The sequence below is a fragment of the Fenollaria massiliensis genome, assembly GCF_000312505.2.
GTDB classification, from domain to species: Bacteria; Bacillota; Clostridia; order Tissierellales; family Peptoniphilaceae; genus Fenollaria; species Fenollaria massiliensis.
Window position 1 is genome coordinate 143,145 of sequence record NZ_HG326228.1, and the last position, 24,782, is coordinate 167,926.

The window sequence follows — 24,782 nt, forward strand, 5'->3', positions numbered from 1 at the left end:
TGCCTTACGGATATTTTTCTATTATTTTTTATATTATATTTCTAAAGCCACTTGGCAAGGTTACTACGCTTGGTTTTTCTGGCATCTTATTATTGAGCTTAAGGCCTAAGTAGCCAATTTTGTCTTTGCCGAATTTATTTCTGATCTCGTTAAAAACTTTTTCGAGTCTATCGTCTTTAACAATTTGTTTTGGTGCAAAGAGGCTTATCTGCTCTGATTTTGTGTTTCTTGTAAGATTTATTGCGGATATTGTTAGGCTCCTTATACCTTCTTTGAAGTCGTATCGCTCTTCAAATAGTTCCATGGCTTTGTCGTTTAGCCTAAGTGCGCTGATGCTTGTCTCTGTAAAAACTTTTTGAAAGCTAAGTGTTTCAAGATTTTTATCTCTTATGGATATTCTCACGCCGCCTGCCTTAAGATTTTCTTCGATTAATTTTTTGCTCACGTCAATGGCTAGCTCCTCAAATATTTTTTTAACTTCATCGTATGAGTTTAAATCCGCCTTGGTGGTTACACCTCTGGATATGGACTTTATCTTATCGTGGTGGTAGTAGTCACAAACCTCACTAGTATCGTATCCGTTGGCATACTGCCATAGATATAGTCCTCTTAGTCCAAGCTTTCTTTTTAATAAATTTACATCTGTTTTAGCGAGTTCACCAAGTGTATTTATGTTCATATACATAAGTTTTTTCTTTGTTTTATTGCCTATGCCAATGATTTTATCTGTATCAAGTGGCCAAACTATCTCTTTAAAATGCTCTTTAGGAATGAGCGTCACCGCATCTGGTTTTTTAAGGTCGCTACCAAGCTTTGCGAATATCTTGTTGAAACTCACACCGATACTAACTGTGATGCCAAGCTCTTTTTTGATGCGCTCTTTGATATCGTGAGCAATTTTTTCTCCGCTACCAAAGAGTTTCTCGGAGCCGGTCACATCTAGCCAGCACTCATCTAAGCCGAAGGGTTCGACTTGATTGGTGTAGCTGTAATAAATTTTGTGCGCAAGTTTTGAGAACTTTAAGTACTCATTGTAATGAGGCCTAACAGCTACTAAATCGGGACATTTCATCTTCGCTTCATAAAGGCTATCTCCCGTCTTTACTCCAAAAGCTTTTGCTTCGTAGCTCTTTGCTAAAACTATGGAGTGTCTGTCTTCGACTGAACCACAGACTACAAGCCGTTTTCCAACGAGAGACGGATTTAGTTTTCTCTCGATGGATGCGTAGCAGTTGTTCATGTCTGAATGAAGTATTGTTCTTGTCATCTTATCACCTGTCTTTCATCTACCTTCTTAAATATTATTACTACTTGAATGACTAAGACAATTATAGACTATTTACATGGGCTTGTCAATACTACTTTTGTAGTATTTTTGACATTTTTTGTCATAAATATTTTGTTAATTTATATTCATTAATTTATTTTCGATTTATAAAAATTATAAAACTACTTAAATTATAATTAAGATAATCAATCTAAATACCTTGTAAAATCGCGCCAAATATGGTATTATTAAATTTAGGTGATAGCATGATTAAATTTGAAAATGTAAGTTTTGCTTACGATAAAAATGAAAAAGAAAAAAAGCTCTGGATGATGTGAGCTTTGAGATAAAGAAGGGTGAGTTTGTATCAATTCTTGGTATGAACGGCAGTGGCAAGTCGACCATAGCGAAAATTATGGACGGAATTTTGCTTCCTACTGAAGGCGACGCGACTGTCATGGGCATGAACACGAAGAACGAAGAGAACCTTCTTGAGATAAGACAAAACTTAGGACTTGTTTTTCAAAATCCAGATAATCAAATCATAGCGACTATAGTCGAAGAGGACGTTGCCTTTGGCCCAGAAAATCTTGGCCTACCAACACCTGAGATTAGAAAGAGGGTTGACGATGCTTTGGAGATAGTTTCGATGACGGAATACAAAAAGCACGCGCCAAACCTATTGAGCGGTGGACAAAAACAAAGGCTTGCCATCGCTGGTATACTTGCTATCAACCCGAACATAATTGTATTTGACGAACCAACTGCCATGCTTGATCCGCTTGGCAGAAAAGAAGTCATGGATACTATTATCAAACTAAATAGACAATACGAAAAAACTATTGTGCTTATCACGCACTTTATGAGTGAAGCGGTTTTATCAGACAGGCTCATGGTTATGCATGAGGGCAAGCTGGTTTGGGACGATACACCTAGAAGGATTTTCTCAGACGTAAAAAATGTGCACTCGCTTGGACTTGATGTGCCACAAGTGACTGAATTAAGTAATTTGCTTAAAGAGGACGGCTTCAATGTTACTGGCGATGAGCTTAGTATAGATGAATTGGTGGCAAAATTATGATTGAAATAAAAAATTTATCATTTATATATAATAAGGACACGCCATTTGAGGTGAAGGCGCTTGACGATATATCGCTTACTATCAAAGATCACAGCTTTATCGGTATCATTGGCCACACAGGCTCTGGCAAATCAACATTTATGCAGCAATTAAATGGTCTACTTAGGCCTTCATCAGGCAATATAATTATAGATGGGGTAGACATAACTCAAAAGGACATCAAGCTAAACAAGCTTCGCGAGAGCGTTGGGATGGTATTTCAATATCCTGAGTATCAGCTATTTGAAGAGACTGTTGCGAAAGACGTTGCCTTTGGACCAAAAAATCTTGGACTAAGCGATGAAGAAGTAGCTGAGAGAGTTAAAGGCGCAATTGAAGACGTTAGGCTTGACTACGAATGGGTTAAGGATAGGTCTCCATTTGAATTATCAGGCGGACAAAAAAGGCGCGTTGCCATAGCTGGTATACTTGCTATGAGACCTAAGGTGCTTATACTTGATGAGCCAACTGCTGGACTAGATCCAAGAGCTAGAGAAGAAATTCTTAATGAGATATATGATATATATGAAAAAACGAAAATTACAGTAGTTTTAGTATCTCATTCAATGGAAGACGTTTTTACTTACGCAAATGAGATAGTTGTTCTAAGCAAGGGCAAACTTATCATGCACAAAAGTACTGACGAAGCAGTTAAGGAGCGCGAACTTCTTAAGAAATATGATGTTGGCGTGCCTGAGATAACTGAGTTTATGTTTACTTTGCAGGAGAAATATCCGGGTCTAAACCCTTATGTAAAAACTGTTGAAGAGGCGAGACGCAATATACTTGAGTATTTCGAGGTGAAGAAAAATGTTTAATAACATATCCATAGGACAATATTTTCCGACAGATAGTTTTGTTCATAGATTAGACCCAAGAGTTAAACTTATCTTTGTCTTCGTATTTATGATAGCAATCTTCTTCGTTGATTCATATAGTATACTTGCTCTTGTTGGCATCACTATAATTTTACTTATACTAATGAGCAAGGTACCGCTAAAAATAATATTAAGAGGGCTTAAGCCGATGCGTGCGATTATCATAATGACACTCATCTTTAATGTATTTTTTACGCCAGGAACACAAATATTTCCAAATATTAAGTGGCCGTCAATGTCTTATGAAGGACTAAACACAGGTCTTTTCATGTCGTTTAGACTATTACTTCTACTGCTTGGCTCTTCACTACTAACATTAACTACATCACCAATAAGACTAACTGATGGACTTGAGTCACTTATGAGTCCACTAAAGCTTATTAAGGTGCCAACTCATGAACTAGCTATGATGATGACTATAGCACTAAGATTTATACCGACACTAGCTGAAGAGGCAAATAAGATAAAGATGGCGCAAGAATCAAGAGGAGCAAGTTTTGATGGCAAAAATATTATAGAGACGGCTAAAAAGATGCTTCCTTTAATGATACCGCTTTTCTTAAACGCACTTAAGAGAGCAGATGAACTAGCCATCGCCATGGATGCTAGATGCTACTCAGGTGGAGAACACAGAGGCAAGCTAAATCCACTTATTTACACAGCTGTAGATAGATTAGCTATACTTGTAATAATTATATACTTTGGATTTATAATATCAACAAAGTATTTATTTAATTTAATATGAAGAACATAAAATTAATTATAGATTTTGACGGAACAAATTATTCAGGCTTTCAAGCGCAAGACAATGCACACACAGTTGAGGACGCTTTGAACGCATCCATTAGCAAGGCTTTGGGTGAAGACATCAAAGTTATTGGCTGCTCGAGGACTGATAAGGGAGTTAGCGCTCATGGTTTTGTTTTGAATTTCAAGACTGAATCGGTTTGTCCGGCTGAAAAAATGATTTATCCAATCAATGACAAGCTTCCCGAAGATATTAGAGTGCTTAAGAGTGAAGAGGCAGCGGATGATTTTCACGCGCGCTTCTCGTCAAAGGGCAAGTACTATAGATATACGCTTGAGCACAGAAAATTTGGCAGAGCGACAGCTAGGCACTTTGCATATAATTTTCCATATAAGCTAGATTTAGATTTAATGCGTGAAGCAGCGAAATACATGGTCGGTGAAAAAGACTACAGAGCATTTATGGCTATAGGAAGTGCTGTTGATACGACAGTTAGGACTATTCATTCAGTCGATATCATCAGAGATGGCGATTTTGTTTACATCGATGTAAAAGGAAGAAGCTTTCTATATAACATGGTAAGGATCATGTCTGGCACACTTGTTTTTGTTGGAACAGGAATTTTAGATATAGATTCTATGGCTAGAGCAATTGAAGATGGCGATAGAAGGGGACTTGCACCAACTTTGCCAGCAAAAGGACTTGTCTTAGAAGAAGTTTATTATTAATATGTATCTCTTGCTTAGAGCGAGAGATATTTTTTTGCCTAAAACCCCAAGAACCGCCTAAAATATGGAGTGAATTAGGCAATTTGAAATAAATTACACAAAAACCCAGCTCATCTGAACTGGGTTTTATATTTGATGTATTATTTTTATAATTTTAAAAATTGTCTCCGCCTTTAAAGCCTCTACCTTTTACTTCGTTTGTATCTTGTATAGTTATAAAAGCATTTCTATCGATGGAGTTAGTTATTTTTTTGACATCAACTATCTCTCTTGGTTTAACTAGCATGAATATAATTTTTAAATCGCTTTTTGACCAAGCACCGTACGAGTCGATGATGGTAGCTCCACGCTCAAGTTTATTCATAAGCTCATAAGAAAGTTTTTCGTAGTCCTTTGATATGATTAAAACACTCTTTGTAGCGTCGAAGCCTGTTTGCACCTTGTCAAGCACTTGATATGCAACAAACATCGATAAAACTGTGTAAAGTCCTTTTAACACACCAAATTTTATGCTCGCTAAACTTATTATAATGCCATTCATCGCCATAAGAGCACTTCCGATATTGATATTGTAGCGCTTTTTACATACTGCAGCAACTATGTCAAGACCGCCTTGACAAGCACCGTGCCTAAACAATACGCCCATGCCTATACCATTAAGCACGCCGCCAAATATAGCGCTGATAAGTATGTCATTAAAGGTATTAAGCTTTTGCATTGGTCTAAACAAAACCATTGTCGCAGATAAAACAAAAGTTGTTATAAATGCGTAAACCAAAAATTTCTTGTCAAGCTCTTTTAATCCAAATAAAAATATTGGTAAGTTAATCACGAATAGCATGATACCTGCTGGTAAGCCAGTAAGCAGTTCTATGATGATGGAGATACCACCGACACCGCCGGCAAGTAGTTTATTTGGTATGAAGAAAAAGTTTATCGCAAAACTTGATAGCATACAGCCGATGATGATGGCTGTGATCGTTGTAAAGATTTCTTCGTTGTCGCCAAAGTATTCGTATCTGTCAAATTTCTTTTTCATTTTAATTTTATAAACTCCTTAAATATATTTATTGCTTCTCCATTATTATTCACAGCCATGGCTTCTGGATGAAACTGCACTAGATAGATATTTCTATGAGCATCCTCCATTGCCTCGATAATTCCATCGGAAGACTTTGCTGTGACTTTAAAACCTTCCGCCACGTCCTTAACTGCTTGATGATGCTCTGAATTAACAAGCATCTTCTTTAATCCAGTCGCTCTGTGTAAAAAGCTTTGTTCTTTGATTGTGATGTAGTGAGCACCAGTCGCTATGGTATCGAAGTTTACGTGTTCTAGCTTAGCCTGATTGTCCTTGTATATATCTTGATATAGAGTTCCCCCTAAGCATGCATTTATCAGCTGCATTCCTCTACATATACCAAGCATTGGCTTTTTTACTCTGATTGCTTCTTCAATCAGTCTCATATCAAAAGCATCTCTTTCAGTCGATATACCTAAGATGCCTTTTTGAAGTTCTTCGCCATAGATAAGTGGATTTACATCGTGACCGCCTGTAAGTATAATTGCATCAGACATTTCAACGAGTTCACTTACTCCTTCAAGGTCAGTGTATGGAGCGATGAAAGGCACTGCGCCAGCTAATCTTACAGCTTCGGCGTAATTTCTATTGATTTGTACATAATTTCTCTTGCCATCTGAATATGGCTGAGAGCTTATCAAAATTTTTTTCATTTTATTCTCCAATCTATTACTTTAATATTATGTGCTTTTAAATAGGCATTTGTCTTTGAGAATGGTCTTGACCCGAAAAATCCTCTATATGCCGACAAAGGCGATGGGTGAGCTGAAGTGATTACAAGATTTTTACTTGTATCGATGTAGTGCATCTTGCTTCTTGCATAAGCGCCCCATAGGATATAGACGACATTTTCTTTATTTTTGCAAAGCGTTTCTATAATTTTATCAGTAAAAATTTGCCAGCCAATGTCTTTATGTGAATTAGCATAGCCTTTGCGAACCGTTAATGTTGAGTTAAGTAGGAGTACTCCTTGCTTTGCCCACGCATCTAAATCACCAGTTTTATTAAGAATACCTAAATCATCATAAAGCTCCTTATATATATTTCTTAAAGATGGCGGGAGAGCCATTCCGTCATTAACAGAGAAGGCTAGGCCATTGGCTTGATTTACTTCATGATATGGATCTTGACCCAAGATAAAAACTTTTGTATCTTTTAGTGGCGATAGCTCAAGCGCCTTAAATATTTCATAGTATTTTGGATATATAGTGTGCTCCTTGTACTCGCGGCGAAGCGCATCACGCATCTTGATGAAGTAGTCCTTAGTGTATTCATTTTGTAAAAATTCTTCCCAATCGCTATTTATGATCATTTTTCTTCATTTCCTTGTATCTTGCGAGCTGAATTTCATCTTCTACCTCTAAGTCTCTGTAATTTGCGAGACCTTCCATGTGATGAGTGAACTCGTGTTTTAAAACGTGATATATCATGTCTTTAATCTCATTCTCTGAATAATCAGAATACATTTTCATAAAAGAACCGTAGTAGATGTATATAGCTTTGCCCATGGCTGAGCGCTCATATTGACCTAAAATAAATAAGTCATCGTCAATTGCATCTGGAGAAATTTTTAAATCTTCTGAGACGACTACACCTAAATTTAAATCTCTAAAGAATATTTCAGGTAGTCTCTCGCAAGCTTCATCAGTCCAAGCTGTGAATGTATCAATGTCTGGCATCATAGGAATTTCGCTCCATCATTAAAGTCTAGTCCATTTTTGAAAATATCAAGAACCACATGAGCTGCCTTTAAAGCTATATCTTCTTGTTCATTAGTGATTTCAACGTGCTTATCAGTAACGCCTGTACCGTAGTTACCAACAACGTTTAACGATGCGTATTTGATGCCTAGTTCGTTCATTAAAATAACTTCGGGTGAACCAGTCATACCAACAACATCGCCGCCGATTGATTTATAAAATTTATTTTCGATTTTGGTCTCAAATTTTGGTCCTTCAGTAGTTACCAAAACACCTGTACTAATCTTGCCATCGTATTTTTCTTCGAATAATTCATTCATCTCTGGTGAATAAGGCTCATCCATGGCAATAAATTTAACGCCTTTATCAAGACCAGTAAAGAATGTGTAGTCCCTTTTTTTAGTAAAATCAAAAAAATCATTCGCCATAACTATAGTAAGAGGCTCTATCTCTTCTCTAAGCGAGCCAACCGAGTTGATTGCGTAGGCATACTCCACACCTAAGTCTTTCATCGCCTTAACATTGGCTCTGTAATTTATAAAGGTAGGGGGAACTGAGTAATTCATTCCGTGCCTTGGAACAAAGATGGTATCTTCATTAAGAATGTTGTATTCGCAAACGCCATATTCATTCTCAATGCTTTTCGTTTCAATGCTCTTCATGCTTTTAAGAGCCGTTCCACCAATTATTGCGTATTTAAACATTTTTACCTCCTTGAGCACAGGATGAGACCAAAAATCTTCTCAAAGCCAGCGTCCTTCATAACGCGAGCCGAATCCTTCATAGTCGTTCCTGTAGTTATTATATCATCAATTATTACTACATTGCCACTTGCATCAGCACTTTTTTTAAAAATATTTTTCGTATTAGATCTTTCAGAGAAAGAAAGCTTGTGCATATCACGCTTTTGTAGCTTTTCATAAGTATATATTTTTATACCCATGTCCTTAGAAATTATTTTTAAAATTTCGCCCATGTGATCAAAACCTTTTTTTCTTAGCTTTTCTGTATTCATAGGGACACTTGTGATGTAATCAATTTTTTCATTTTGCATAATATTTTTTAACTCTTCTTCATATAAATAGGCGAGTGCAGATAAATATTTTTTTTGTATGCCAAACTTGTAGTTAAATAGATGCTCTCTAAAAAAGTCATTGTAGTAGACTATTGAGTGAAGCTCATCAAAACCATTGACATAAAAAGTTTTTCTGATTATCTCAATGTTAGCGCCGCAGCTAGAACAGTAGGGCATAGCACCGTCAAAGTCTTCATTGCAAAATGGGCAGATTTTCATTTGAATACCTTCTTTAAATCACGAATTCTTTTTTCAAGGCTAGTGTATCTCTTCATGATGAAATTATTATCAATCATGAGCTTTAAATATTTTTCCCTGCCAATCAAGATAAGAAGTTTTTTTGCTCTAGTTATGGCAGTGTATAATAAATTTCTAGTTAGTAGTTTTTCATTAGCATAGGTAATGGGCATGACAACGCAGTCAAACTCACTTCCTTGAGATTTATGAACGGTTAGTGCATAGCTAAGTGAAAGCTCTCCAAGCAAGGAGAAATCATAAGTAGCGCTCTTACCGTCATCAAAATCTATATCAATGGTCTCGTTATCTTTGTCAACGCTTTTAATTATACCTGTGTCGCCATTAAAAACGCCAGTAACTTCTTCGTATTTGCCATTTTTGTATTCATGAGAAATTATATCATAATTATTTTTCATTTGAATCACTTTGTCGCCAACACGAAATTCCTTGCCCATGGCTCTGACAGTTTCGCTATCAGCGCGTGAATTAAGTAAGTTTTGCAGCATATAATTTAGGTTAACTGTGCCAAGCTTGCCTTTTTTAGTTGGCGTAAGTATTTGAACGTCTTTGAATGGGTCTAAACTGAAATAATTTATCAGCCTTTCATTTAAAAGATCAAGTATCTCTTCAAGTATATCATCATCAGAGTCTTTGCTAATGAAGAAAAAATCACTATCTTTTTTATTTACCTCAGGCATATTGCCTAAGCGTATCTCTTGTGAGTTAATAGCTATCATGCTGTTTTCACTTTGTCTATAAATATGCTCAAGCTCAGTTGTTTCAACCTCACCAGAATTGATTAGATCTTCTAAAACATTACCTGCACCAACACTTGGGAGCTGATCTTTATCGCCTAAAAGTAAAAGTGTCTTACCTGGTTCAATAGCTGCCAAGAGCTCACTAAATAAAAGCGTATCCATCATAGAGACTTCATCCACGATAATGAAGTCAGCATCAATCTCTTCTGAGCTTTCAAAAAAATCCGCACCATCGATAGGGGCGATATTTAAAAGTCTATGAAGAGTCATAGCCGCTTCACCAGTTTTTTCTTCCATACGTTTAGCGGCCTTGCCAGTTGGCGCCGCAAGTGCAAAAGATATATTAAAATTTTTAAGTATATTTATGATTGTTTCTATGATTGAAGTTTTTCCAGTACCCGGTCCACCAGTGATGATGGAGATGTTATTGACAAAGGCTTTTTTTATAGCAAGTTTTTGTTTTTCATCAAAAATAATATTTTCAGCTGCTTCATATTTTTCTATAAGTTCGTCACAATCAAATACATAAGTCTCTTTAGCAGCATTTTTTATGTCATAAAGCCTCTTTGCACATTCAAGTTCTTTCTCGTAATAAAGACTTAAGTATACATTATATTCTTTGCCGCGCTCCTTCTTAACAGCGATGCTGCCAGTCGTTGCGAGCTCTTTTATAGCTAAATTAAATTTATCTTCGTCCATAGTCATAAGAAATTTTAGTTCTTCATAAAGTCTATCCTTTGGTATGTAGGTAGAGCCTTGAGCAAGATATATGTTTAAAAGATAGATGATGGCTGCTTTTAACCTTTCAAGTCCATTGGCATCGACGCCTTCTTCTAAAGCAATCTTATCCGCAGTTTTAAAGCCTACACCGATTTTGTCATATATCAATCTATATGGATTATTTTTTAATATATTTATGGCCTCATCACCATAAATATTATATATTTTTAATAGTGTAGCCGTAGGTAAATTATATTTTGCAAGCTTTTGAAGTATTTCTTCACGCTCTTTATTTGATTTTATGTACTCTTTTATATCGGCAAGGGCCTTTTTACCTATGCCTCTTACTTGAAGAAGTTTATCTGTTTCATTAAAAATTACTTTAATAGAATCAAGGCCGAAGAGGTCAATTATCTCTTCGGCTCTTTTTTCACCAATTTTAGGAATACCACTTTTAATCAAGTAGCTTCTAATAGATTCAATTGTGTCTCTCTCTTTGAAAGAAAGCTTAGTAAAATTAATTTGCTCGCCATACTTTTCATGAAAGACAAGTTCGCCCTCAAGCTCAACGTAGTCATGCTCCTTAACAGTCAGAGCAGTGCCAACGCAAGTAATAAGCTCACCATCAGAGTTAACTTGCATAACGGTGTACGCGTTTAAATCATTTCTATATACAATTTTAATTACTTCACCGTCTATAATCATATTAACTCCTTTAATAATTTTAATTATTCTTCAGTATTTTTTTCTTCGATTGAATTATTTTCTTCTTTTTTCGAATTTTCTATAAGTTCTTTTTCTTCCTTAGTAATAAGTCTTGTGCCTGCCTTTGACATCTTAGGGATATTGTTAATCTTATTTTTAAGTGCGTCAAATTTTTCATTAGTCTCTTTCATTAGATCCATGAATTTGTCATCAATACTTTTTGCCATATTATCACTTCCTTAAATTGTATTTGCTAATTACACCTAGTGAATAGAGAAGCTTTGTCAGTAAAAATCCAATAAATGATGTGATAGCGTTTACTGGTATGAAAAAACTTTTCAAAACTAGGTACATAGCTTGATTAATTATATTGAATATAAAATATTTCTCTGTAAATAGCTCTGCTTTTATATAAAATTTTGAAAAAATCAGCGAGGCTATAAATATGATTAGGCCTATAAATATGATTAAGTTGTACGATTTAAGCGCTTTATTTTTTCTATATTTTGTATTTACTAAAAATCCTGATAAATAGAATAGTATCAGTATTATTAATGAATATAAAATCATTACTATCCTTAAAACTAAGGGGCTAGTAAGTTTTTTTAGTGAAAGCATCATAAATACTGCTACTACTGTGATTAGTATATATGATAAAAGTGCTTTTATTGTGTTCTTAATCATTAATTTGTTGCTCCTAAAGATTTGGAGTAGTGCTTAAGCCCATCGGTATAAAACTCTGTATTATCAAAATTAATCCACAATGCTTCTGTGTCAGGGAAGTCCTTAATTACTTCAGCGCCTTCTTCATAAGTAAGTGTAAATAATAATGTAGATAAAAAGTCTGCGATGCCTGAGTCTTTAGTGATTACAGTGACAGCTGTAAAATTTCTTGCGCTAGATAAAGTTCTTGTATCGATAATGTGATTGTATTTAACGTTGTCAAGTCCATAGAAATATCTTTGATAATCACCAGATGTAACTATTGCTTTATCCATAGTATATAAAATGTCATAAATTTCTGAGTCGCCTTCCTTCATCTCTGAAGCAGAGTAAGGATTTTCAACGCCTACAGTCCATTTCCTCTTAGTTTCTCCGTTAGGGTGGCCGATAGTTTTAACGTTACCACCAGCACTTAGAACTACTGAATCAAAGCCATCTTCTTTAAGTTCGTTGCATATAAGTTCAACAGCATAACCCTTGGCAACTGAGCCAAGATTTATTTTTGTTCTCTCATCTGTTATATATACAGTACTTTCTTCTTTATCAATGATAATATTATTTAATGAGGCGTATTTTGCTCTTTCTTTTAGCACTTCTATATCAGGTGTAGCTGCCTTTAGCTCATCATTTTCAAGAGCTTCAGTCATGCTTTTTTCCCAAAGCTCGATTACAGCGCCAAAAGCAATGTTTACGCGAGAATCATATTTCAAACCAAGAGTTTTGGATTGAGATATAAGATCTAAAAGAGCTGCATCGACCTTAACTTTTCCTTTCCAGCCATCTTGTTTATAGTATAGACATTGTTTACGCCTTCATGTTCTTTGTGGCAGTCAAACAAATTATCGTAGTATTTTAATCTTTCAGCTAATTTTTTATCAAATTTATCTGCTTCTTCTTGAGTAAAGAAGTAGCCGGTCGCCTTAACTAAAGTATCGAAGCTATCGAAATAATCAAATGAAAATTTCATTCTTACCTTTGGTTTGCACGATGCTAGTAAGCTAAATAATAAAGCTATTACTACTAATAGTGATATTTTTCTTTTATTCATAGTTTCACCTCTAAGTATATAATACAACAAAAAGCTCGATTTTTCAAGATTTAATTAAGTCCGTTCACGCTGCCAAGAATTAAACATGTGTCAATTTCTTTTTCATGAACAAAATCATTGATGTTTTGATTAAAGAAACGCTTGTCAATCATGTATATAGTTTTGAAATCATTTGTGAATAGACTTGCCACTGCGTTTGCGAATGAGTCCTTTATAATAAGTAGAGTTTTATCCGTAGAAGGATTGCCACTTATTTCAACAAGACCATAGTTACCGCTAAATAGAGCTTTGTATTTATCTTTGTTTTTGAACTCATCCTTGTCAAGCACTTTTATATCCTTATCGTCGCCTTTAACCTTGATCTCGTCATAATTTTTTGGCAGGTAGAATAATATTTCATCTAGAGCGCTATTATAATAAGAAGACTTTGAATCAAGTGAGCCTCTAAAATTTTCACAAGTGATTTTTTCAATTGTCTTCATCTCATCAAGACCCATGGCCAGAGCTATATCTTTATAGGCAAGGTAAGCGCCTTCACGCCAGTGGTGATCGGACTTGTAGAAGATATATTCCTCTTTGTGATCCATCATAAGCTTATATAAATCGATGTAATTACCTTTGATTTCATTTTTGTATCTATTAAGAACCACTGTTTCATCGCTAAATGTAGCGCCTTTTGGAAGCTTTTCTCTATAAACTTCGCCTTTATCGGGGCAGATGGCGATGAATTTATTTTTTACATCGATATCGTTTATATATTTTATAAATTTATCAGTTTTTTTCTCATCATAAATATATTTTTCGTAATAATTTTTGTCTGTGCCGATATAAACGCCGTTAAATTCTCTTTTGCCAAGAGCGTAGTCAAGTCTTGATTTTGCGCCAACTAGAGCATCTTTCATTATAAATTGATCCTTGCAATAGGCCTCGAATTTTTTAGTGAAGTCACCATTTTTAAGTGAAAAAAATGAAAATTTTGGAAGTTCTTCTAAAACTCTATTTTCATTTTGGCTAAAACTTTTATCTTTAGCAAAAATATTTGCGATTAAAACTGAGCTTATAAATATAAAGAATAATATTTTTAATAATTTATCTTTCATATATATCACCTAAAATCTAAAATACAAGAATGGGTTGTAGGACTCGCTAATTAGTGACATTGTCACAAGTATTAAAAGGATGAATAAAAAGGCAATTTCTAAATAAGATGTTTTTCTATCCTTATCAATAAGATTTTTGCATACGCCAAGCGATAAAAGCGCACCAACGATTAGATAAAAACCATACTCTTTTAAGTAAAAATACGCTTCTAGGGATGAGAAATTTTTAAAATTGAACATTGCCTTTATAAATGGACCTATCTCAGTCACTTTAAACTCAAATATTACCCAGCCAATAATTATAAATAGAATTGCATATATATGTTTTATAAAATTTGGTGCCTTTTCAAGTGCCTTTGCATAAACAAATTTTTCTAAAACTAGCAAAATAAAATAGTATAGACCCCATAAAATGAAGTTAAAGTCCGCTCCGTGCCAAAAACCTGTCAAAAACCACGTGATAAATAAGTTTAGTATCTGTCTTGGTAATTTCACTCTGTTACCGCCAAGTGGTATGTAGACATAGTTTCTGAACCATAGTGATAAACTCATGTGCCAGCGTCTCCAAAACTCAGTTATTGACCTTGAAATGTATGGAAAATTAAAGTTTTCTAAAAAGTCAAAGCCAAGCATGCGGCCCAAACCTATTGCCATGTCAGAGTAGCCACTAAAATCAAAATAAATTTGCAAAGTAAAGGCGATGATGCCAAGCCAAGCCATTGACGATGGCAGTGCTGATATTTCTTTTGCAAGAATAATTTTATATAGCTCACCAAGTTTATTTGCAATCAAAACTTTTTTAGCAAGACCATAAACAAATCTTTTTATGCCATAGGCGATGGAATTGTCAGAAAAGTCTCTATTTTTTAGTTGATTAAATATATCGATGTATCTAACTATAGGTCCAGCGACAAGCTGAGGGAACATCGCAACATAAGCGCTGTAGTCAAAAAAGCTGTTTGATGCTTCGACCTCGCCTCTATATACATCAATTGTGTAGCTAAGCGTTTGGAATGTATAGAAGGATATACCAAGAGGCAGACTTAAATTATTTGCGCTAATATTTAAATTAAATAAATAATTTAAATTATCAATCACAAAATTGTAGTACTTAAAGAAAAAAAGCAGACCAATATTGACAATTACACTCAATATAAGGACTGCTTTGCGTTTCCATTCATCTTTAAATTTATTTAAAAGTCTTCCATTAAAATAATCAAATACACTGGAAAAAAGCATTATCCCTACATATATCGGCTCGCCCCACGCATAAAAGATGAGCGAGAGTATAAAGAGCGTGAAGTTCTTTATCTTTTTTGGCGATATATAGTATAAGAATAATGCAATCGGTAAGAATACGTATAAGAATAAAAGTGAAGAGAATACCATTACTTATAAAGCTCAGCTAAAGCTTTCTTCACTTCTTCAGACTTTTCTGAAATTACTAGTACGATAGTCTTGCCATGTTCTTCATATACGCTGTCTTCAACAAGCTTTGCTTGATCAGGAGCGTAGTCTTTATAAATTTTTATAAGATTTTCTTTATATGCATCAATTTTTTCTTTAAATTCACTTGCATCACTTGCATTTTTTAGTCTTAATAATAGCACTGCGTTTGTATTTAAATTAGTTTGAGGACCATACATTTCATAAGAATCGATTTTTTCCTTATCAAAATCAAAAGTATCCTTTAGATAAGAATCTTCTTCTTCCTTAGAAAAAGTAGAAAAATCAATAGTATCTTTAAGTTTGTCCTTAATATCATTAAGGCTTACGTCCTTAGTAGAGCATCCCACCATAAATATCATAAGTGCTACGCTTAAAATTATTAATATCTTTTTCATAAATAACCTACCTTTAACTGTTTATATTTTTAACTTCATTTAACCAAACCTTGTGGAATTTACTCTTTAAGTGCATTCCATCAGGTTCAAAGTAATTTTGATTCTCATTTAATAGATAAGAGAAATCTAAAAAGTCAAGTCCTCTCTCACTTGCTATAGATTTAATAACACTATTAAATGAATTTATCTTAGTATTATTTACCCTTGCATCTTCTTTCTCATCCAAAGCCTTGCTCACAGGGAAGATTGCTTGAAGATAAATTTTGGCATTAGGAAACTTAGCTTGAAGTGCATCAAGCATAGCCACATACCTTTCTTTAAACTTTTCTTCACTTTTAACAAAGACAGAGTCATTAAGACCCATCATTAGATAAATATTTTTTGGCTCAATACCAAATTTTTCATTTGGAAGAAGCTTTCTAAGAGTATCAGTATTTAAACCAATCTTAGAAAAAACATTGTTTTCGTAAAGAAATTTGTAGTATTTAAGCTCCTCAGTGATAGAGTCACCAATGAAAAGGTCATTTTTAAAGAATTCTGTATAAACCGATATAGGAACAGTATTTACAGAAGATTTAGCAACCTTAACATTTTTAAATGCCTTAGGATCAATTTCTTTACCTTTTTCAAGTAGCTTTGCAAGTTCTTCTTCCTTGACTTTTTTTCTATAAGCTAAAAGTTCTTTTTCTCTAATAGAAAAATTATAGTTATAAATTTCTTCATTTACTAAATTTTTAACAATATCTGCTTGTTTAATACCTTCAAAAACTTCATCAAGATTTATTTTTTCTTTTTTATTATTTAATTTATGATTATTATATAAAAAATATAATGAACCCAATATAATAAGAATAAATATTATTGAAGAAAATATTTTTCTTGATTTTCTTTTTTTCTTCTATATTCAAAATTATCTCTCATTAATTACACCCCTATTTATTTCGAAATGATTTTTATGAAACAAAATTATATAATTTCATTTTTTTGAAATAATTTTAACCATAAAAATAAAGTTTTCATTCGAAATATCTCTTTCAATATTATATAATGTAAATGTAGAAAATTCAATACTCTTTGCCTAAATTATTGAAAAATGATATGAAGAATTTGTCACAAGTTGTAACATTTATGTCATAATTTAATTAAAAAACTTTAACTAGACATTCGTTAAAAATTTTGTTAAAATAAGACATACAATTTAGGAGGGACAAAATGAATAGGAAAAAATTTATAATTACATTTTTACTATTGTTTGTTTTTCTTTGTGGATATTTTTTTAATAGTACAGGAACTATGGCGCAAAGGGAAGATGAAAACAATCAAAACAATAATCAAGAAGATATAGATATGATTATTAACTACAATGAAGATGATATGGTAAATAAAAGAGATGGTGAGATGATTGCCAACATAGACGAACTAGTTTTAGTTATGGTAGAAGAAGAAAAGAATCTTACATACGATGTTTATCAAAAAACAAATTTAAGTGTAGAAGAGTTTAATAAAGTATTAGCAAAGACAGCACTTGCTGGACAAGGCGAAAGCTTTAAGGCACTTGAAGATGAGTTCGGAGTTAATGGTATATTTGCTATAGCTGTTTCGATCGCTGAAGCAGGTTGGGACGGTAGACAAGCTAGTAAGAATAACTTCTACGGTATGAGAGGATCAAATGGCTACCTTAGTTTTAAAACACCAAAGGATAATATATTGTACTTTGGAGAATTAATTACAAAGAGTGTATATAAGGGAAAAACATTAAAAACTTTTGCAAAGATATATTGCCCACCACGTTATAAAAAATGGCACTCAGATGTCGTTTGGCTTATGGGTAAGTTAATGGAAGAAATTAAATAAGAATAAAAATAAAAAGTGAATTAATAAAATAGTAAAATGTAATAGATAAGCTTGCAATTTAATTGCAGGCTTATTTTTTGTGCAATTATATTTTAATCATGAAACCATATTTAATTATTAAAAAATTATTTTAAGATAATCATAATTAACTCATTATAAAAAATTATTTAAAAGTCATGAATCATTAGTAAGAAATATACATTAAAAATTATAAATATATTAGTAATTTTTTAATGTATAATTATTATTGATAAATATAATTCATATGTGATATAATATCTAAAGAGGTGTGATTATGAACGGAAAATATTTAATCAAAGCAGCATTTATAATTTTACTAGCGTTTACAATAGCTAATGTAGTTTATAAACCGGTGCAAGAATACACTGTATATGCACTAGCTATAGTTGATATACTTTTGATCGTAGGTTTATCTACAAGTAAACCTGAGAGAAAGGAGAAAAAGACTGATGAAAAATAAATTATCACAGTTCTTAGTAGATGCAAAGGAATGCCTTGTAAAGACAGTTGGCTTACTTAGCAAGGACTTTGACTATGTATCGATACTTGCTACTGATACTGACTCTACTAATTATATGGTATCAAAGAGCATAACACGTGTTGGTGAAGGCATGGACAGCGAGAGAGGTTTTGTAGCACGTGTATATAATAATGATTATTACGGTGAAGTATCTTTTGATAAACTTCAAAGCCCAGAAGAGCTCTCCAAGATGATAAAAAAAGAAATTGAGGAAAACTATAAATTTTATAAAGAGAATAATTTTTCTATGAGAAAATATTCTCTAATCGATGAGGAAGAATTTGTAAAGGATTTTTCATCTGATTTAGAAATTTCTCTTGACGAGATGAGTGTTCAAGACAAGATAAATTATTTAACAGAAATTAAGGACAAGATGCTTAAAGAGTCTGATTTAGTTGTTTCTGCGAGAGCTATGTACATAGAAACTGAAGTGAGAAAGCTTTTTGTTTCTAAAAAGATGTGTTTAAATCAAGCATACACTTTTACTAGCGTCATGGCCGAAGCTGACGTACAAAAGGATGACGACTTTAGATATGATTACAAGAGCGTTAGTAGATTAGGCGGCTTGGAAGTACTTAAGGAGCTTGACAATATTTATAAAGAAGTTGTTCACAATGCGATTGAGCTTCTTGGATCAGAACTTGTTAAACCTGGTTACTATGATTTAATTAGTGCGCCAGACATAACTGGCCTACTTGCTCATGAGGCTTTTGGCCACGGAGTAGAGATGGATATGTTTGTTAAGGACAGAGCTTTGGCAAAGGATTATGTCAATAAAAGAGTGGCAAGTGACATAACTACAATGCATGACGGCGCCACAGCCATTGGCGAATGCTCAAGCTATAGCTTTGACGATGAAGGCACTTTAGCGTCTGATACTGTTATTATTGAAAATGGTATACTTAGAAGAGGCATGGCAGATAAGCTATCTGCAATGTCTTTAGGCGTTAAGCCAACAGGCAATGGCAAGAGAGAATCTTTCAGAAGAAAGGCTTATACAAGAATGACAAATACTTTCTTTGAAGGCGGCAAGGACAGCGTTGACGATATGATTAGGTCCATTGACTACGGATTTTTGCTTGATGGCATGAACAATGGTATGGAAGACCCTAAGAACTGGGGAATTCAATGCACTGCAATGAAGGCGAGAGAGATAAAGGACGGCAAATTAACTGGAAAAGTATTTAGCCCAGCGACATTAACAGGTTACGTACCTGATGTACTTGAGTCTATATCTATGGTTTCTGGTGAAATCGAAATGAACGGCTCTGGTTACTGCGGCAAAGGATATAAGGAATGGGTTAAGACTTCAACTGGTGGCAGCTACTTAAAATTTAAGGGGAGATTAAGCTAATGGACAGAATTAAAAATATTATTGATATAATAAAAGAAAATAAAGAAATCTCTGATTTTAAGTTAATTAGAAAGAAAACATCTAGCAAGGAGCTTTTCTTAATAAGAGATAAGGTAGATATGGACAGAAGCGTTGAGACTGATGACGTGAGTGTGACTATATATGCTGATACTGAAGAAGATGGCAAAAAGTTTAGAGGAGACTCTTCATTTAATACAGCTCCATCAGATAGTGATGAAGAAATTGCAAGAAAAGTAGCTCTTGCTTATGAAAGAGCAAAATTCATTAAGAATAAATATTTTCCTTTAGCTGAAGGAACTATATTGACAGATGAAAAAGATTATATAAATGAGCTTGAGACTATAAAAAAGGTGAAGGACATAGTATACAAGGACTATGGAACAAAATCTAAGATAAACTCATGCGAAATCTTTGTTAATAATATAGAAGAAAATCTTGTGAACTCAAAGAGCTGCGACTGCAAGTCTAAAAAGAGCGAGATAATCGTTGAATCAATTGCAGATGCGTGTGGTGAAGCGGGCTCAATCGAGGTTTATAGAATGTTTACTTTTTCTAAGCTAAATGAAAAAGAATTTGAAGAAAATATTTATGAAGAGCTTAAAGAGGCAGAGGATAGAGCTATGTCTAAGCTAGCTGAGCCGATAGAATCAGTTGATGTAATCATCACTGGTCTAGATGTTCCAGCCTTCTTTAACTTTTATGATTATCAAGCAAGCGGCTCAACTCATTATATGAAGCTAAATAAGTTAAAATTAAATGAAGAGGCTCATAAAGGAGCCATGGGTGATCTTGTAAATATCACTTTAAAGCCTGAGATTGAAGGTTCCGTGCATAATAGCAAGTATGACAGCGATGGTGTTAAACTAAAAGAAACACAAATATTTAAGGACGGCAAGATGATAAATTTATCTGCTGGACAAAGATTCGCGTCATACATGGGCATTGAGCCTACAGGTAATTTAGTAAATATCGAAGTAACTCCTGGATCTATGTCAATCGATGAGATGAGAAAGACTAGACACCTTGAGATAAAGAGTTTCTCAAGTTTCCAAGCAGATGCTTCCATCGGTATATTTGGCGGTGAGTTTAGACTTGCCAAGTATTTTGACGGCAAAGAAACAAAAATCATTAACAACGGTGCTTTTTCAGCTAATATCATGGAAAAAGGCTTGGATATGTATTTTTCTAAAGAGATGATTCATATAGATAATTACTATGGACCAAAATATATTTTAATTAAGGATGTGAACATAGGATAATGTCATACAAAGAAGATTTTATACATTTAATGCTTAAATCAGATGTTTTAAAGTTTGGCGATTTCAAGACTAAGTCTGGAAGGATGAGTCCATACTTCATAAACACAGGTTTTTTTAATAATTCTGAAGAGATAGCTAAGCTTGGCGACTTTTATGCCAAAGCTTACATGGACAATATTAAATTAGATAAGCCATTGCTATTCGGCCCAGCATATAAGGGCATACCACTAGTGGTTTCTTGTGCTGTAAGTCTTTACAAAAACTATGGCCTTGAAATTGGCTACTCATTTAACAGAAAAGAAGCAAAGGATCACGGCGAAAAAGGAATTTTTGTTGGAGAGACTCCAAATGCTGATTCAGATGTAGTTATCATCGAAGACGTAATTACTGCAGGAACTGCTGTTAGAGAGTCCATCGATATACTTAAACACTATGATGCAAAGGTCAAGGCTCTAATCATCTCTGTTAATAGGATGGAGAGAGGTAGTGGCGATAAGTCAGCTATTCACGAGCTTGAAGATGATTACGGTGTTAAAGTTTATTCGATACTTGATATAAAATTTATCGCTGACTACTTAAGAAATAAAGAAATTGATGGTAAAGTATATATAGACGAAGAGATGTACGAAAAAATCATGAAGCATCTCGATACTTATAAGGAAAGATAATGCAAATAGAGAATAAAAATCTTGAGACGGCTATAAGTTTTGTAGTCTTAACGCTAACCATGTTTATAACAAGGTACTTAGGCATCTTTGCGATGCCATTCGTACTTGGAGCTTATCTAATGAATTCGATTGAGAATAAAGATTACAGCTCAATATATTTATACATGGCTTCACTTGGCGTCTTGGCAATATTTTTAGAGCCAGCGTTTATATTTGAAAAGGCAATATTAGGTTTGCCATTCTTAATAATAGCTGTCACTTTAATCAAAATGAAAATGAGAGGCGACAAGCTGCTTTTAGCTATGACGCTTACTTTGGTGGTCTCAAGTATAGTTTATATAATTTTTTTAAGAGATATTTTCAATATAAATCTCATAGAAGTTTTTAATAAAAGTTTAGATAAGCAAATGGAGCTCGTTAAATCTTATGAGGGCGAACTTATTTTTGACAAGGACATGGTGAGCCTAGCGTATCAAGAGTTTAAAAAGTACTTAGCAAGCACTGTCTTTTTTCTAGCATTTATAGCCTCTTTCATAGCTTTAAAATTGCCTCATTATATAATAAGAAAAAGAGGCGATGTCAATATAACAGAGCCATTTATTGAAGCATTAAAATTTAAAAGATCAGCATTTTATTTAATGCTAACAATTCTTTTGATTTTTATGCTAACAGATTTAGGAATAAATGAGCTTATAATTGACAATATATCTTTAATGATATTTATGAGTTTAGCGGTACAAGGACTTTCTTTTGTGATGTTTACATTAAAAATACGCTACAAAAAAACAGTCGCGGCAAATTTATATTTTGCCATATCTATATTTTTCTTAGGAATAATGTTTTTTATAAATATAATATTTGGCTTCATAGACGGTGCCACAAGGATAAGGGGTGCATAAGATGTTTAAAAAAATCGAAGCATATGTAAAAGAAAATTTAATAGAAGTGATTTTTGAGCTTGCTTTAGTTATATTGCTTATGATATTAAATATCATCATAGGTTTTATTGCGCTTGTAATCTTTGTTTCACTACACATAAGATTTTTGCAAGATTTTGAAGATCAAACTACACTTATGCAAAAGAATTTTGAAAATATAGAGGAAACTATTGACTCGTTAACAAAACAAGCTGTATTTAAGATGCCATTTCCTATGGTTATCATTAACCAAGATGGTGAAATTAATTGGTATAACAGTAAGTTTATAAAAATGCTTGAAATTGATGGCGAGCCTGAAAACAATATTCTTGACGCTATATCATCACTTAACCTAAATGAAATTTTAAGCGCAGGCGATGAGCCACTTAAAATTTTATACAGAGATAACTATTATCAAGTTTATGTTAATAAAGTTAAATCAAAAGACAGCAAAGACAGAGAAATGCTTCTTCTTTACTGGATTAACAGAACTGACCTTAAAGAAGCAAAGGACACTATTGACAAAGAAAAGATTGCGACTATACTTTTATATATAGATAACCTTGATGAGGTTAAGAGCAGTGTTGAGGACAGCGCCAGAGCGACTATCACTGGTAATGTTGAGACTGAAATCATAAATTATTTTAACGCTTATGAAGCAACTGTTAGAAAATATGATGACGACAGATATTTAATCATTGCAAATAATGAAAATCTTCAAAAAATTATACAAAAGAAATTTGATATTCTTGATAGGGTTCGTGATTTAAAAGTGCAAAGCATAATACCACTAACTCTATCAATCGCAGCAACTACTGATGGAGAGACACCTCTTAAGCAATATGAAATCGCTAGAAACACTATGGATATAGCTTTAGGTAGAGGCGGTGACCAAGCAGTTCTTAGAAGAGGACACAATTACGAGTATTTTGGCGGAAAATCAAAAGCAGTTGAAAAAACTACTAAGGTTAAGGCAAGGGTAGTTGGAGGCGCGTTAAGATCACTTATTGATGACGCATCAAACGTAGTTATCATGCCTCATAAAAACGCTGATATGGACGCAATCGGCTCAGCCATCGGTGTAGTAAAGCTTGTTAGAATGAGAGGTAAGACTGCCTATATCGCACTTAACTCAGTTAATATGAGTATTAGAAATATCATGGCTAGACTTAAAGAAGAAAAAAGTCTTAATGGCGTTGTAAGGACTGAGGCTGAACTTAGCTCACTAATTGATGACAAGACTTTACTTATAGTTGTCGATCATCATAAAAAATCCATCTCTGAGGCACCAGACTTAGTTGATCAAATTAGAGACAGGGTAGTTATAGACCACCATAGAAGAAGCGGTGAATTTATTGAATCGACTGAACTTGTATTTTTAGAGCCTTATGCATCGAGTACAGCAGAGCTTGTAACTGAGCTATTCACATATATGACTGACAATGTTGTTTTAAGCAAGTTTGAGGCAGAGGCATTACTTGCGGGAATTACAGTTGATACAAAGAATTTTACTGTTCAAACTGGTGTAAGGACATTTGAGGCAGCATCAATGCTTAGAAGGTTTGGAGCTGATCCTGAAGTAGTTAAGAAATACTTTAAAGAAGATTACATGGTTATTAAGAATAGGGCTGACATAGTTAGACAGTCAGAAATATTTATGGATGATACAATTATCGGTATACTTGAAGATAAGGTTGATAATTCAATACTTATCGCGGCACAAGCAGCAGATGAGATGCTAAGTATCAATGGCATGAAGGCTTCCTTCGTTGCGGTTAAGATCTCAAATAATGAAACGCATGTATCAGCTAGATCACTTGGCGAGATAAGCGTACAATTAATTATGGAAAAGCTTGGAGGCGGCGGCCACTTAAATCAAGCAGCTACTAGGATAGATTTATCAGTTGATTTGGCTGTTGAAGAATTAAAGAGAAAAATTAAAGAATATAAAGACGAAGAAAAAGAATCTAAGAAAGAAGAAGGTGTTAAATAATGAAAGTTATACTAATTGAAGACGTTAAAGGCCTTGGCAAAAAAGGCGAGATGGTTAATAGTAAGGACGGTTACGCAAGAAATTTCTTGTTTCCCAAAAAACTTGCTTTAGAAGCTACTGATGAAAACATAAAGCAATGGAAAGAAGAGCAAGCCGAACTAAAAGCTAAAATCGAAAAAGAAACTAAAGAAGCAAATGCGATCAAAGCAGATATAGAAAAGAAAGTTCTTAAGATGAAGGCTGAAGGCGGCGCTACTGGCAAATTATTTGGCGCAGTTACATCACAAGACATACAAAAGGCTTTGCTTGAAGAATTTGGTTTAGATATTGATAAAAGAAAGATAGAGATGAAGGAAAATATTAAACAAGCAGGTGTATATACTGTAGTTTTAAGACTTTATCCACAAATCACAGCTAATTTAAGAGTAAATATAAGTATATAG

27 protein-coding genes and 1 pseudogene are annotated in these 24,782 nt (G+C 33.8%); 12 read left to right on the forward strand and 16 right to left on the reverse strand.

Annotated features, from left to right (window positions below; genetic code table 11):
- Positions 1-28: 28 nt before the first annotated feature.
- Positions 29-1,267: a DNA polymerase IV gene (gene dinB, locus BN30_RS07600; RefSeq protein WP_019214910.1), complete on the reverse strand. Its 1,239-nt coding sequence runs from the start codon at positions 1,265-1,267 to the stop codon at positions 29-31.
- Positions 1,268-1,506: 239 nt separating this feature from the next.
- Between dinB and BN30_RS09425 the strand changes: the two are divergent.
- From BN30_RS09425 to truA, 4 genes and pseudogenes are all read left to right on the forward strand, one after another.
- Positions 1,507-2,348: pseudogene (locus BN30_RS09425) on the forward strand (energy-coupling factor transporter ATPase).
- The gene (locus BN30_RS07610) at positions 2,342-3,205 is read left to right on the forward strand and encodes an energy-coupling factor transporter ATPase (protein ID WP_026880714.1); all 864 of its coding nucleotides are present in this window, start codon (positions 2,342-2,344) and stop codon (positions 3,203-3,205) included. Before BN30_RS09425 ends, BN30_RS07610 begins: the two are co-directional and overlap by 7 nt.
- Positions 3,198-4,010: an energy-coupling factor transporter transmembrane component T family protein gene (locus BN30_RS07615; protein WP_019214913.1), complete on the forward strand. Its 813-nt coding sequence runs from the start codon at positions 3,198-3,200 to the stop codon at positions 4,008-4,010. Before BN30_RS07610 ends, BN30_RS07615 begins: the two co-directional genes overlap by 8 nt.
- Complete coding sequence (gene truA, locus BN30_RS07620) at positions 4,007-4,741, forward strand: tRNA pseudouridine(38-40) synthase TruA (protein WP_019214914.1); 735 nt, start codon at positions 4,007-4,009, stop codon at positions 4,739-4,741. Before BN30_RS07615 ends, truA begins: the two co-directional genes overlap by 4 nt.
- 154 nt (positions 4,742-4,895) lie before the next feature.
- On the opposite strand, the gene BN30_RS07625 is transcribed toward truA, so the two are convergent.
- The 15 genes from BN30_RS07625 to BN30_RS07690 are packed head-to-tail and all read right to left on the reverse strand — an operon-like array spanning position 4,896 to position 16,573.
- Positions 4,896-5,780 carry a YitT family protein gene (locus BN30_RS07625; protein ID WP_019214915.1) on the reverse strand — a complete coding sequence of 295 codons (885 nt, stop codon included), beginning with the start codon at positions 5,778-5,780 and terminating at the stop codon, positions 4,896-4,898.
- Positions 5,777-6,475, reverse strand: coding sequence for a gamma-glutamyl-gamma-aminobutyrate hydrolase family protein (locus BN30_RS07630; RefSeq protein WP_019214916.1), 699 nt, complete (start codon positions 6,473-6,475; stop codon positions 5,777-5,779). Before BN30_RS07630 ends, BN30_RS07625 begins: the two co-directional genes overlap by 4 nt.
- Positions 6,472-7,134, reverse strand: coding sequence for a uracil-DNA glycosylase (locus BN30_RS07635; protein ID WP_019214917.1), 663 nt, complete (start codon positions 7,132-7,134; stop codon positions 6,472-6,474). Before BN30_RS07635 ends, BN30_RS07630 begins: the two co-directional genes overlap by 4 nt.
- On the reverse strand, positions 7,121-7,504 hold the full coding sequence (locus BN30_RS07640) for a metallopeptidase family protein (protein WP_019214918.1): 384 nt from the start codon (positions 7,502-7,504) through the stop codon (positions 7,121-7,123). The genes BN30_RS07635 and BN30_RS07640 overlap by 14 nt, the downstream gene beginning before the upstream one ends.
- On the reverse strand, positions 7,501-8,226 hold the full coding sequence (locus BN30_RS07645) for an MTAP family purine nucleoside phosphorylase (protein ID WP_019214919.1): 726 nt from the start codon (positions 8,224-8,226) through the stop codon (positions 7,501-7,503). Before BN30_RS07645 ends, BN30_RS07640 begins: the two co-directional genes overlap by 4 nt.
- Before the next feature lie 2 nt (positions 8,227-8,228).
- Positions 8,229-8,816 (reverse strand): ComF family protein, encoded by a 588-nt coding sequence (locus BN30_RS07650; protein WP_019214920.1) that lies wholly within the window; start codon positions 8,814-8,816, stop codon positions 8,229-8,231.
- Positions 8,813-11,017: an SF1B family DNA helicase RecD2 gene (recD2, locus tag BN30_RS07655; protein WP_019214921.1), complete on the reverse strand. Its 2,205-nt coding sequence runs from the start codon at positions 11,015-11,017 to the stop codon at positions 8,813-8,815. Before recD2 ends, BN30_RS07650 begins: the two co-directional genes overlap by 4 nt.
- A 23-nt stretch (positions 11,018-11,040) precedes the next feature.
- The gene (locus BN30_RS07660) at positions 11,041-11,244 is read right to left on the reverse strand and encodes a hypothetical protein (RefSeq protein WP_019214922.1); all 204 of its coding nucleotides are present in this window, start codon (positions 11,242-11,244) and stop codon (positions 11,041-11,043) included.
- Positions 11,245-11,248: 4 nt separating this feature from the next.
- Positions 11,249-11,701, reverse strand: a complete 453-nt coding sequence (locus BN30_RS07665) for a hypothetical protein (RefSeq protein WP_019214923.1) — start codon at positions 11,699-11,701, stop codon at positions 11,249-11,251.
- Positions 11,701-12,474: an FAD:protein FMN transferase gene (locus BN30_RS09430; protein WP_084691403.1), complete on the reverse strand. Its 774-nt coding sequence runs from the start codon at positions 12,472-12,474 to the stop codon at positions 11,701-11,703. The genes BN30_RS07665 and BN30_RS09430 overlap by 1 nt, the downstream gene beginning before the upstream one ends.
- Before the next feature lie 5 nt (positions 12,475-12,479).
- Complete coding sequence (locus BN30_RS09715; protein ID WP_051149419.1) at positions 12,480-12,788, reverse strand: hypothetical protein; 309 nt, start codon at positions 12,786-12,788, stop codon at positions 12,480-12,482.
- Between the two features lie 50 nt (positions 12,789-12,838).
- On the reverse strand, positions 12,839-13,888 hold the full coding sequence (locus BN30_RS07675; protein WP_019214924.1) for a DHHW family protein: 1,050 nt from the start codon (positions 13,886-13,888) through the stop codon (positions 12,839-12,841).
- 9 nt (positions 13,889-13,897) lie between these two features.
- Positions 13,898-15,277: an MBOAT family O-acyltransferase gene (locus BN30_RS07680; protein WP_019214925.1), complete on the reverse strand. Its 1,380-nt coding sequence runs from the start codon at positions 15,275-15,277 to the stop codon at positions 13,898-13,900.
- Positions 15,277-15,732, reverse strand: coding sequence for a DUF4358 domain-containing protein (locus BN30_RS07685; RefSeq protein WP_019214926.1), 456 nt, complete (start codon positions 15,730-15,732; stop codon positions 15,277-15,279). Before BN30_RS07685 ends, BN30_RS07680 begins: the two co-directional genes overlap by 1 nt.
- A gap of 13 nt (positions 15,733-15,745) precedes the next feature.
- Positions 15,746-16,573: a GDSL-type esterase/lipase family protein gene (locus BN30_RS07690; protein WP_019214927.1), complete on the reverse strand. Its 828-nt coding sequence runs from the start codon at positions 16,571-16,573 to the stop codon at positions 15,746-15,748.
- 371 nt (positions 16,574-16,944) lie between these two features.
- Here BN30_RS07690 and BN30_RS09720 point away from each other — a divergent pair, with 371 nt between their 5' ends.
- The 8 genes from BN30_RS09720 (at position 16,945) to rplI (ending at position 24,782) form a co-directional block, all read left to right on the forward strand.
- On the forward strand, positions 16,945-17,586 hold the full coding sequence (locus BN30_RS09720) for a glucosaminidase domain-containing protein (protein ID WP_019214928.1): 642 nt from the start codon (positions 16,945-16,947) through the stop codon (positions 17,584-17,586).
- A 295-nt stretch (positions 17,587-17,881) separates the two neighbouring features.
- The gene (locus BN30_RS07700) at positions 17,882-18,067 is read left to right on the forward strand and encodes a hypothetical protein (RefSeq protein WP_019214929.1); all 186 of its coding nucleotides are present in this window, start codon (positions 17,882-17,884) and stop codon (positions 18,065-18,067) included.
- Positions 18,057-19,481 (forward strand): TldD/PmbA family protein, encoded by a 1,425-nt coding sequence (locus BN30_RS07705; RefSeq protein ID WP_019214930.1) that lies wholly within the window; start codon positions 18,057-18,059, stop codon positions 19,479-19,481. Before BN30_RS07700 ends, BN30_RS07705 begins: the two co-directional genes overlap by 11 nt.
- Positions 19,481-20,761, forward strand: a complete 1,281-nt coding sequence (locus tag BN30_RS07710) for a metallopeptidase TldD-related protein (RefSeq protein WP_019214931.1) — start codon at positions 19,481-19,483, stop codon at positions 20,759-20,761. The genes BN30_RS07705 and BN30_RS07710 overlap by 1 nt, the downstream gene beginning before the upstream one ends.
- Positions 20,758-21,429 (forward strand): orotate phosphoribosyltransferase, encoded by a 672-nt coding sequence (gene pyrE, locus BN30_RS07715; RefSeq protein WP_341348935.1) that lies wholly within the window; start codon positions 20,758-20,760, stop codon positions 21,427-21,429. The genes BN30_RS07710 and pyrE overlap by 4 nt, the downstream gene beginning before the upstream one ends.
- Positions 21,429-22,328 carry a DUF2232 domain-containing protein gene (locus tag BN30_RS07720; RefSeq protein ID WP_019214933.1) on the forward strand — a complete coding sequence of 300 codons (900 nt, stop codon included), beginning with the start codon at positions 21,429-21,431 and terminating at the stop codon, positions 22,326-22,328. The genes pyrE and BN30_RS07720 overlap by 1 nt, the downstream gene beginning before the upstream one ends.
- 1 nt (position 22,329) lies before the next feature.
- Complete coding sequence (locus BN30_RS07725) at positions 22,330-24,339, forward strand: DHH family phosphoesterase (protein WP_019214934.1); 2,010 nt, start codon at positions 22,330-22,332, stop codon at positions 24,337-24,339.
- The gene (gene rplI, locus BN30_RS07730; protein ID WP_019214935.1) at positions 24,339-24,782 is read left to right on the forward strand and encodes a 50S ribosomal protein L9; all 444 of its coding nucleotides are present in this window, start codon (positions 24,339-24,341) and stop codon (positions 24,780-24,782) included. The genes BN30_RS07725 and rplI overlap by 1 nt, the downstream gene beginning before the upstream one ends.

Bases quoted from the DNA above. Each gene is read 5' to 3' on its own strand.
- BN30_RS07720 (WP_019214933.1), top strand. From the start codon at position 21,429: ATGCAAATAGAGAATAAAAATCTTGAGACGGCTATAAGTTTTGTAGTC.
- BN30_RS07635 (WP_019214917.1), bottom strand. From the start codon at position 7,134: ATGATCATAAATAGCGATTGGGAAGAATTTTTACAAAATGAATACACT.
- rplI (WP_019214935.1), top strand. From the start codon at position 24,339: ATGAAAGTTATACTAATTGAAGACGTTAAAGGCCTTGGCAAAAAAGGC.
- recD2 (WP_019214921.1), bottom strand. From the start codon at position 11,017: ATGATTATAGACGGTGAAGTAATTAAAATTGTATATAGAAATGATTTA.
- BN30_RS09720 (WP_019214928.1), top strand. From the start codon at position 16,945: ATGAATAGGAAAAAATTTATAATTACATTTTTACTATTGTTTGTTTTT.
- BN30_RS07640 (WP_019214918.1), bottom strand. From the start codon at position 7,504: ATGATGCCAGACATTGATACATTCACAGCTTGGACTGATGAAGCTTGC.
- BN30_RS07650 (WP_019214920.1), bottom strand. From the start codon at position 8,816: ATGAAAATCTGCCCATTTTGCAATGAAGACTTTGACGGTGCTATGCCC.
- BN30_RS07680 (WP_019214925.1), bottom strand. From the start codon at position 15,277: ATGGTATTCTCTTCACTTTTATTCTTATACGTATTCTTACCGATTGCA.
- BN30_RS07645 (WP_019214919.1), bottom strand. From the start codon at position 8,226: ATGTTTAAATACGCAATAATTGGTGGAACGGCTCTTAAAAGCATGAAG.
- BN30_RS07700 (WP_019214929.1), top strand. From the start codon at position 17,882: ATGAACGGAAAATATTTAATCAAAGCAGCATTTATAATTTTACTAGCG.
- BN30_RS07660 (WP_019214922.1), bottom strand. From the start codon at position 11,244: ATGGCAAAAAGTATTGATGACAAATTCATGGATCTAATGAAAGAGACT.
- BN30_RS07705 (WP_019214930.1), top strand. From the start codon at position 18,057: ATGAAAAATAAATTATCACAGTTCTTAGTAGATGCAAAGGAATGCCTT.
- BN30_RS07625 (WP_019214915.1), bottom strand. From the start codon at position 5,780: ATGAAAAAGAAATTTGACAGATACGAATACTTTGGCGACAACGAAGAA.
- BN30_RS07725 (WP_019214934.1), top strand. From the start codon at position 22,330: ATGTTTAAAAAAATCGAAGCATATGTAAAAGAAAATTTAATAGAAGTG.
- BN30_RS07615 (WP_019214913.1), top strand. From the start codon at position 3,198: ATGTTTAATAACATATCCATAGGACAATATTTTCCGACAGATAGTTTT.
- BN30_RS07675 (WP_019214924.1), bottom strand. From the start codon at position 13,888: ATGAAAGATAAATTATTAAAAATATTATTCTTTATATTTATAAGCTCA.
- BN30_RS07710 (WP_019214931.1), top strand. From the start codon at position 19,481: ATGGACAGAATTAAAAATATTATTGATATAATAAAAGAAAATAAAGAA.
- truA (WP_019214914.1), top strand. From the start codon at position 4,007: ATGAAGAACATAAAATTAATTATAGATTTTGACGGAACAAATTATTCA.
- BN30_RS07685 (WP_019214926.1), bottom strand. From the start codon at position 15,732: ATGAAAAAGATATTAATAATTTTAAGCGTAGCACTTATGATATTTATG.
- BN30_RS09715 (WP_051149419.1), bottom strand. From the start codon at position 12,788: ATGAATAAAAGAAAAATATCACTATTAGTAGTAATAGCTTTATTATTT.
- BN30_RS07630 (WP_019214916.1), bottom strand. From the start codon at position 6,475: ATGAAAAAAATTTTGATAAGCTCTCAGCCATATTCAGATGGCAAGAGA.
- BN30_RS07665 (WP_019214923.1), bottom strand. From the start codon at position 11,701: ATGATTAAGAACACAATAAAAGCACTTTTATCATATATACTAATCACA.
- dinB (WP_019214910.1), bottom strand. From the start codon at position 1,267: ATGACAAGAACAATACTTCATTCAGACATGAACAACTGCTACGCATCC.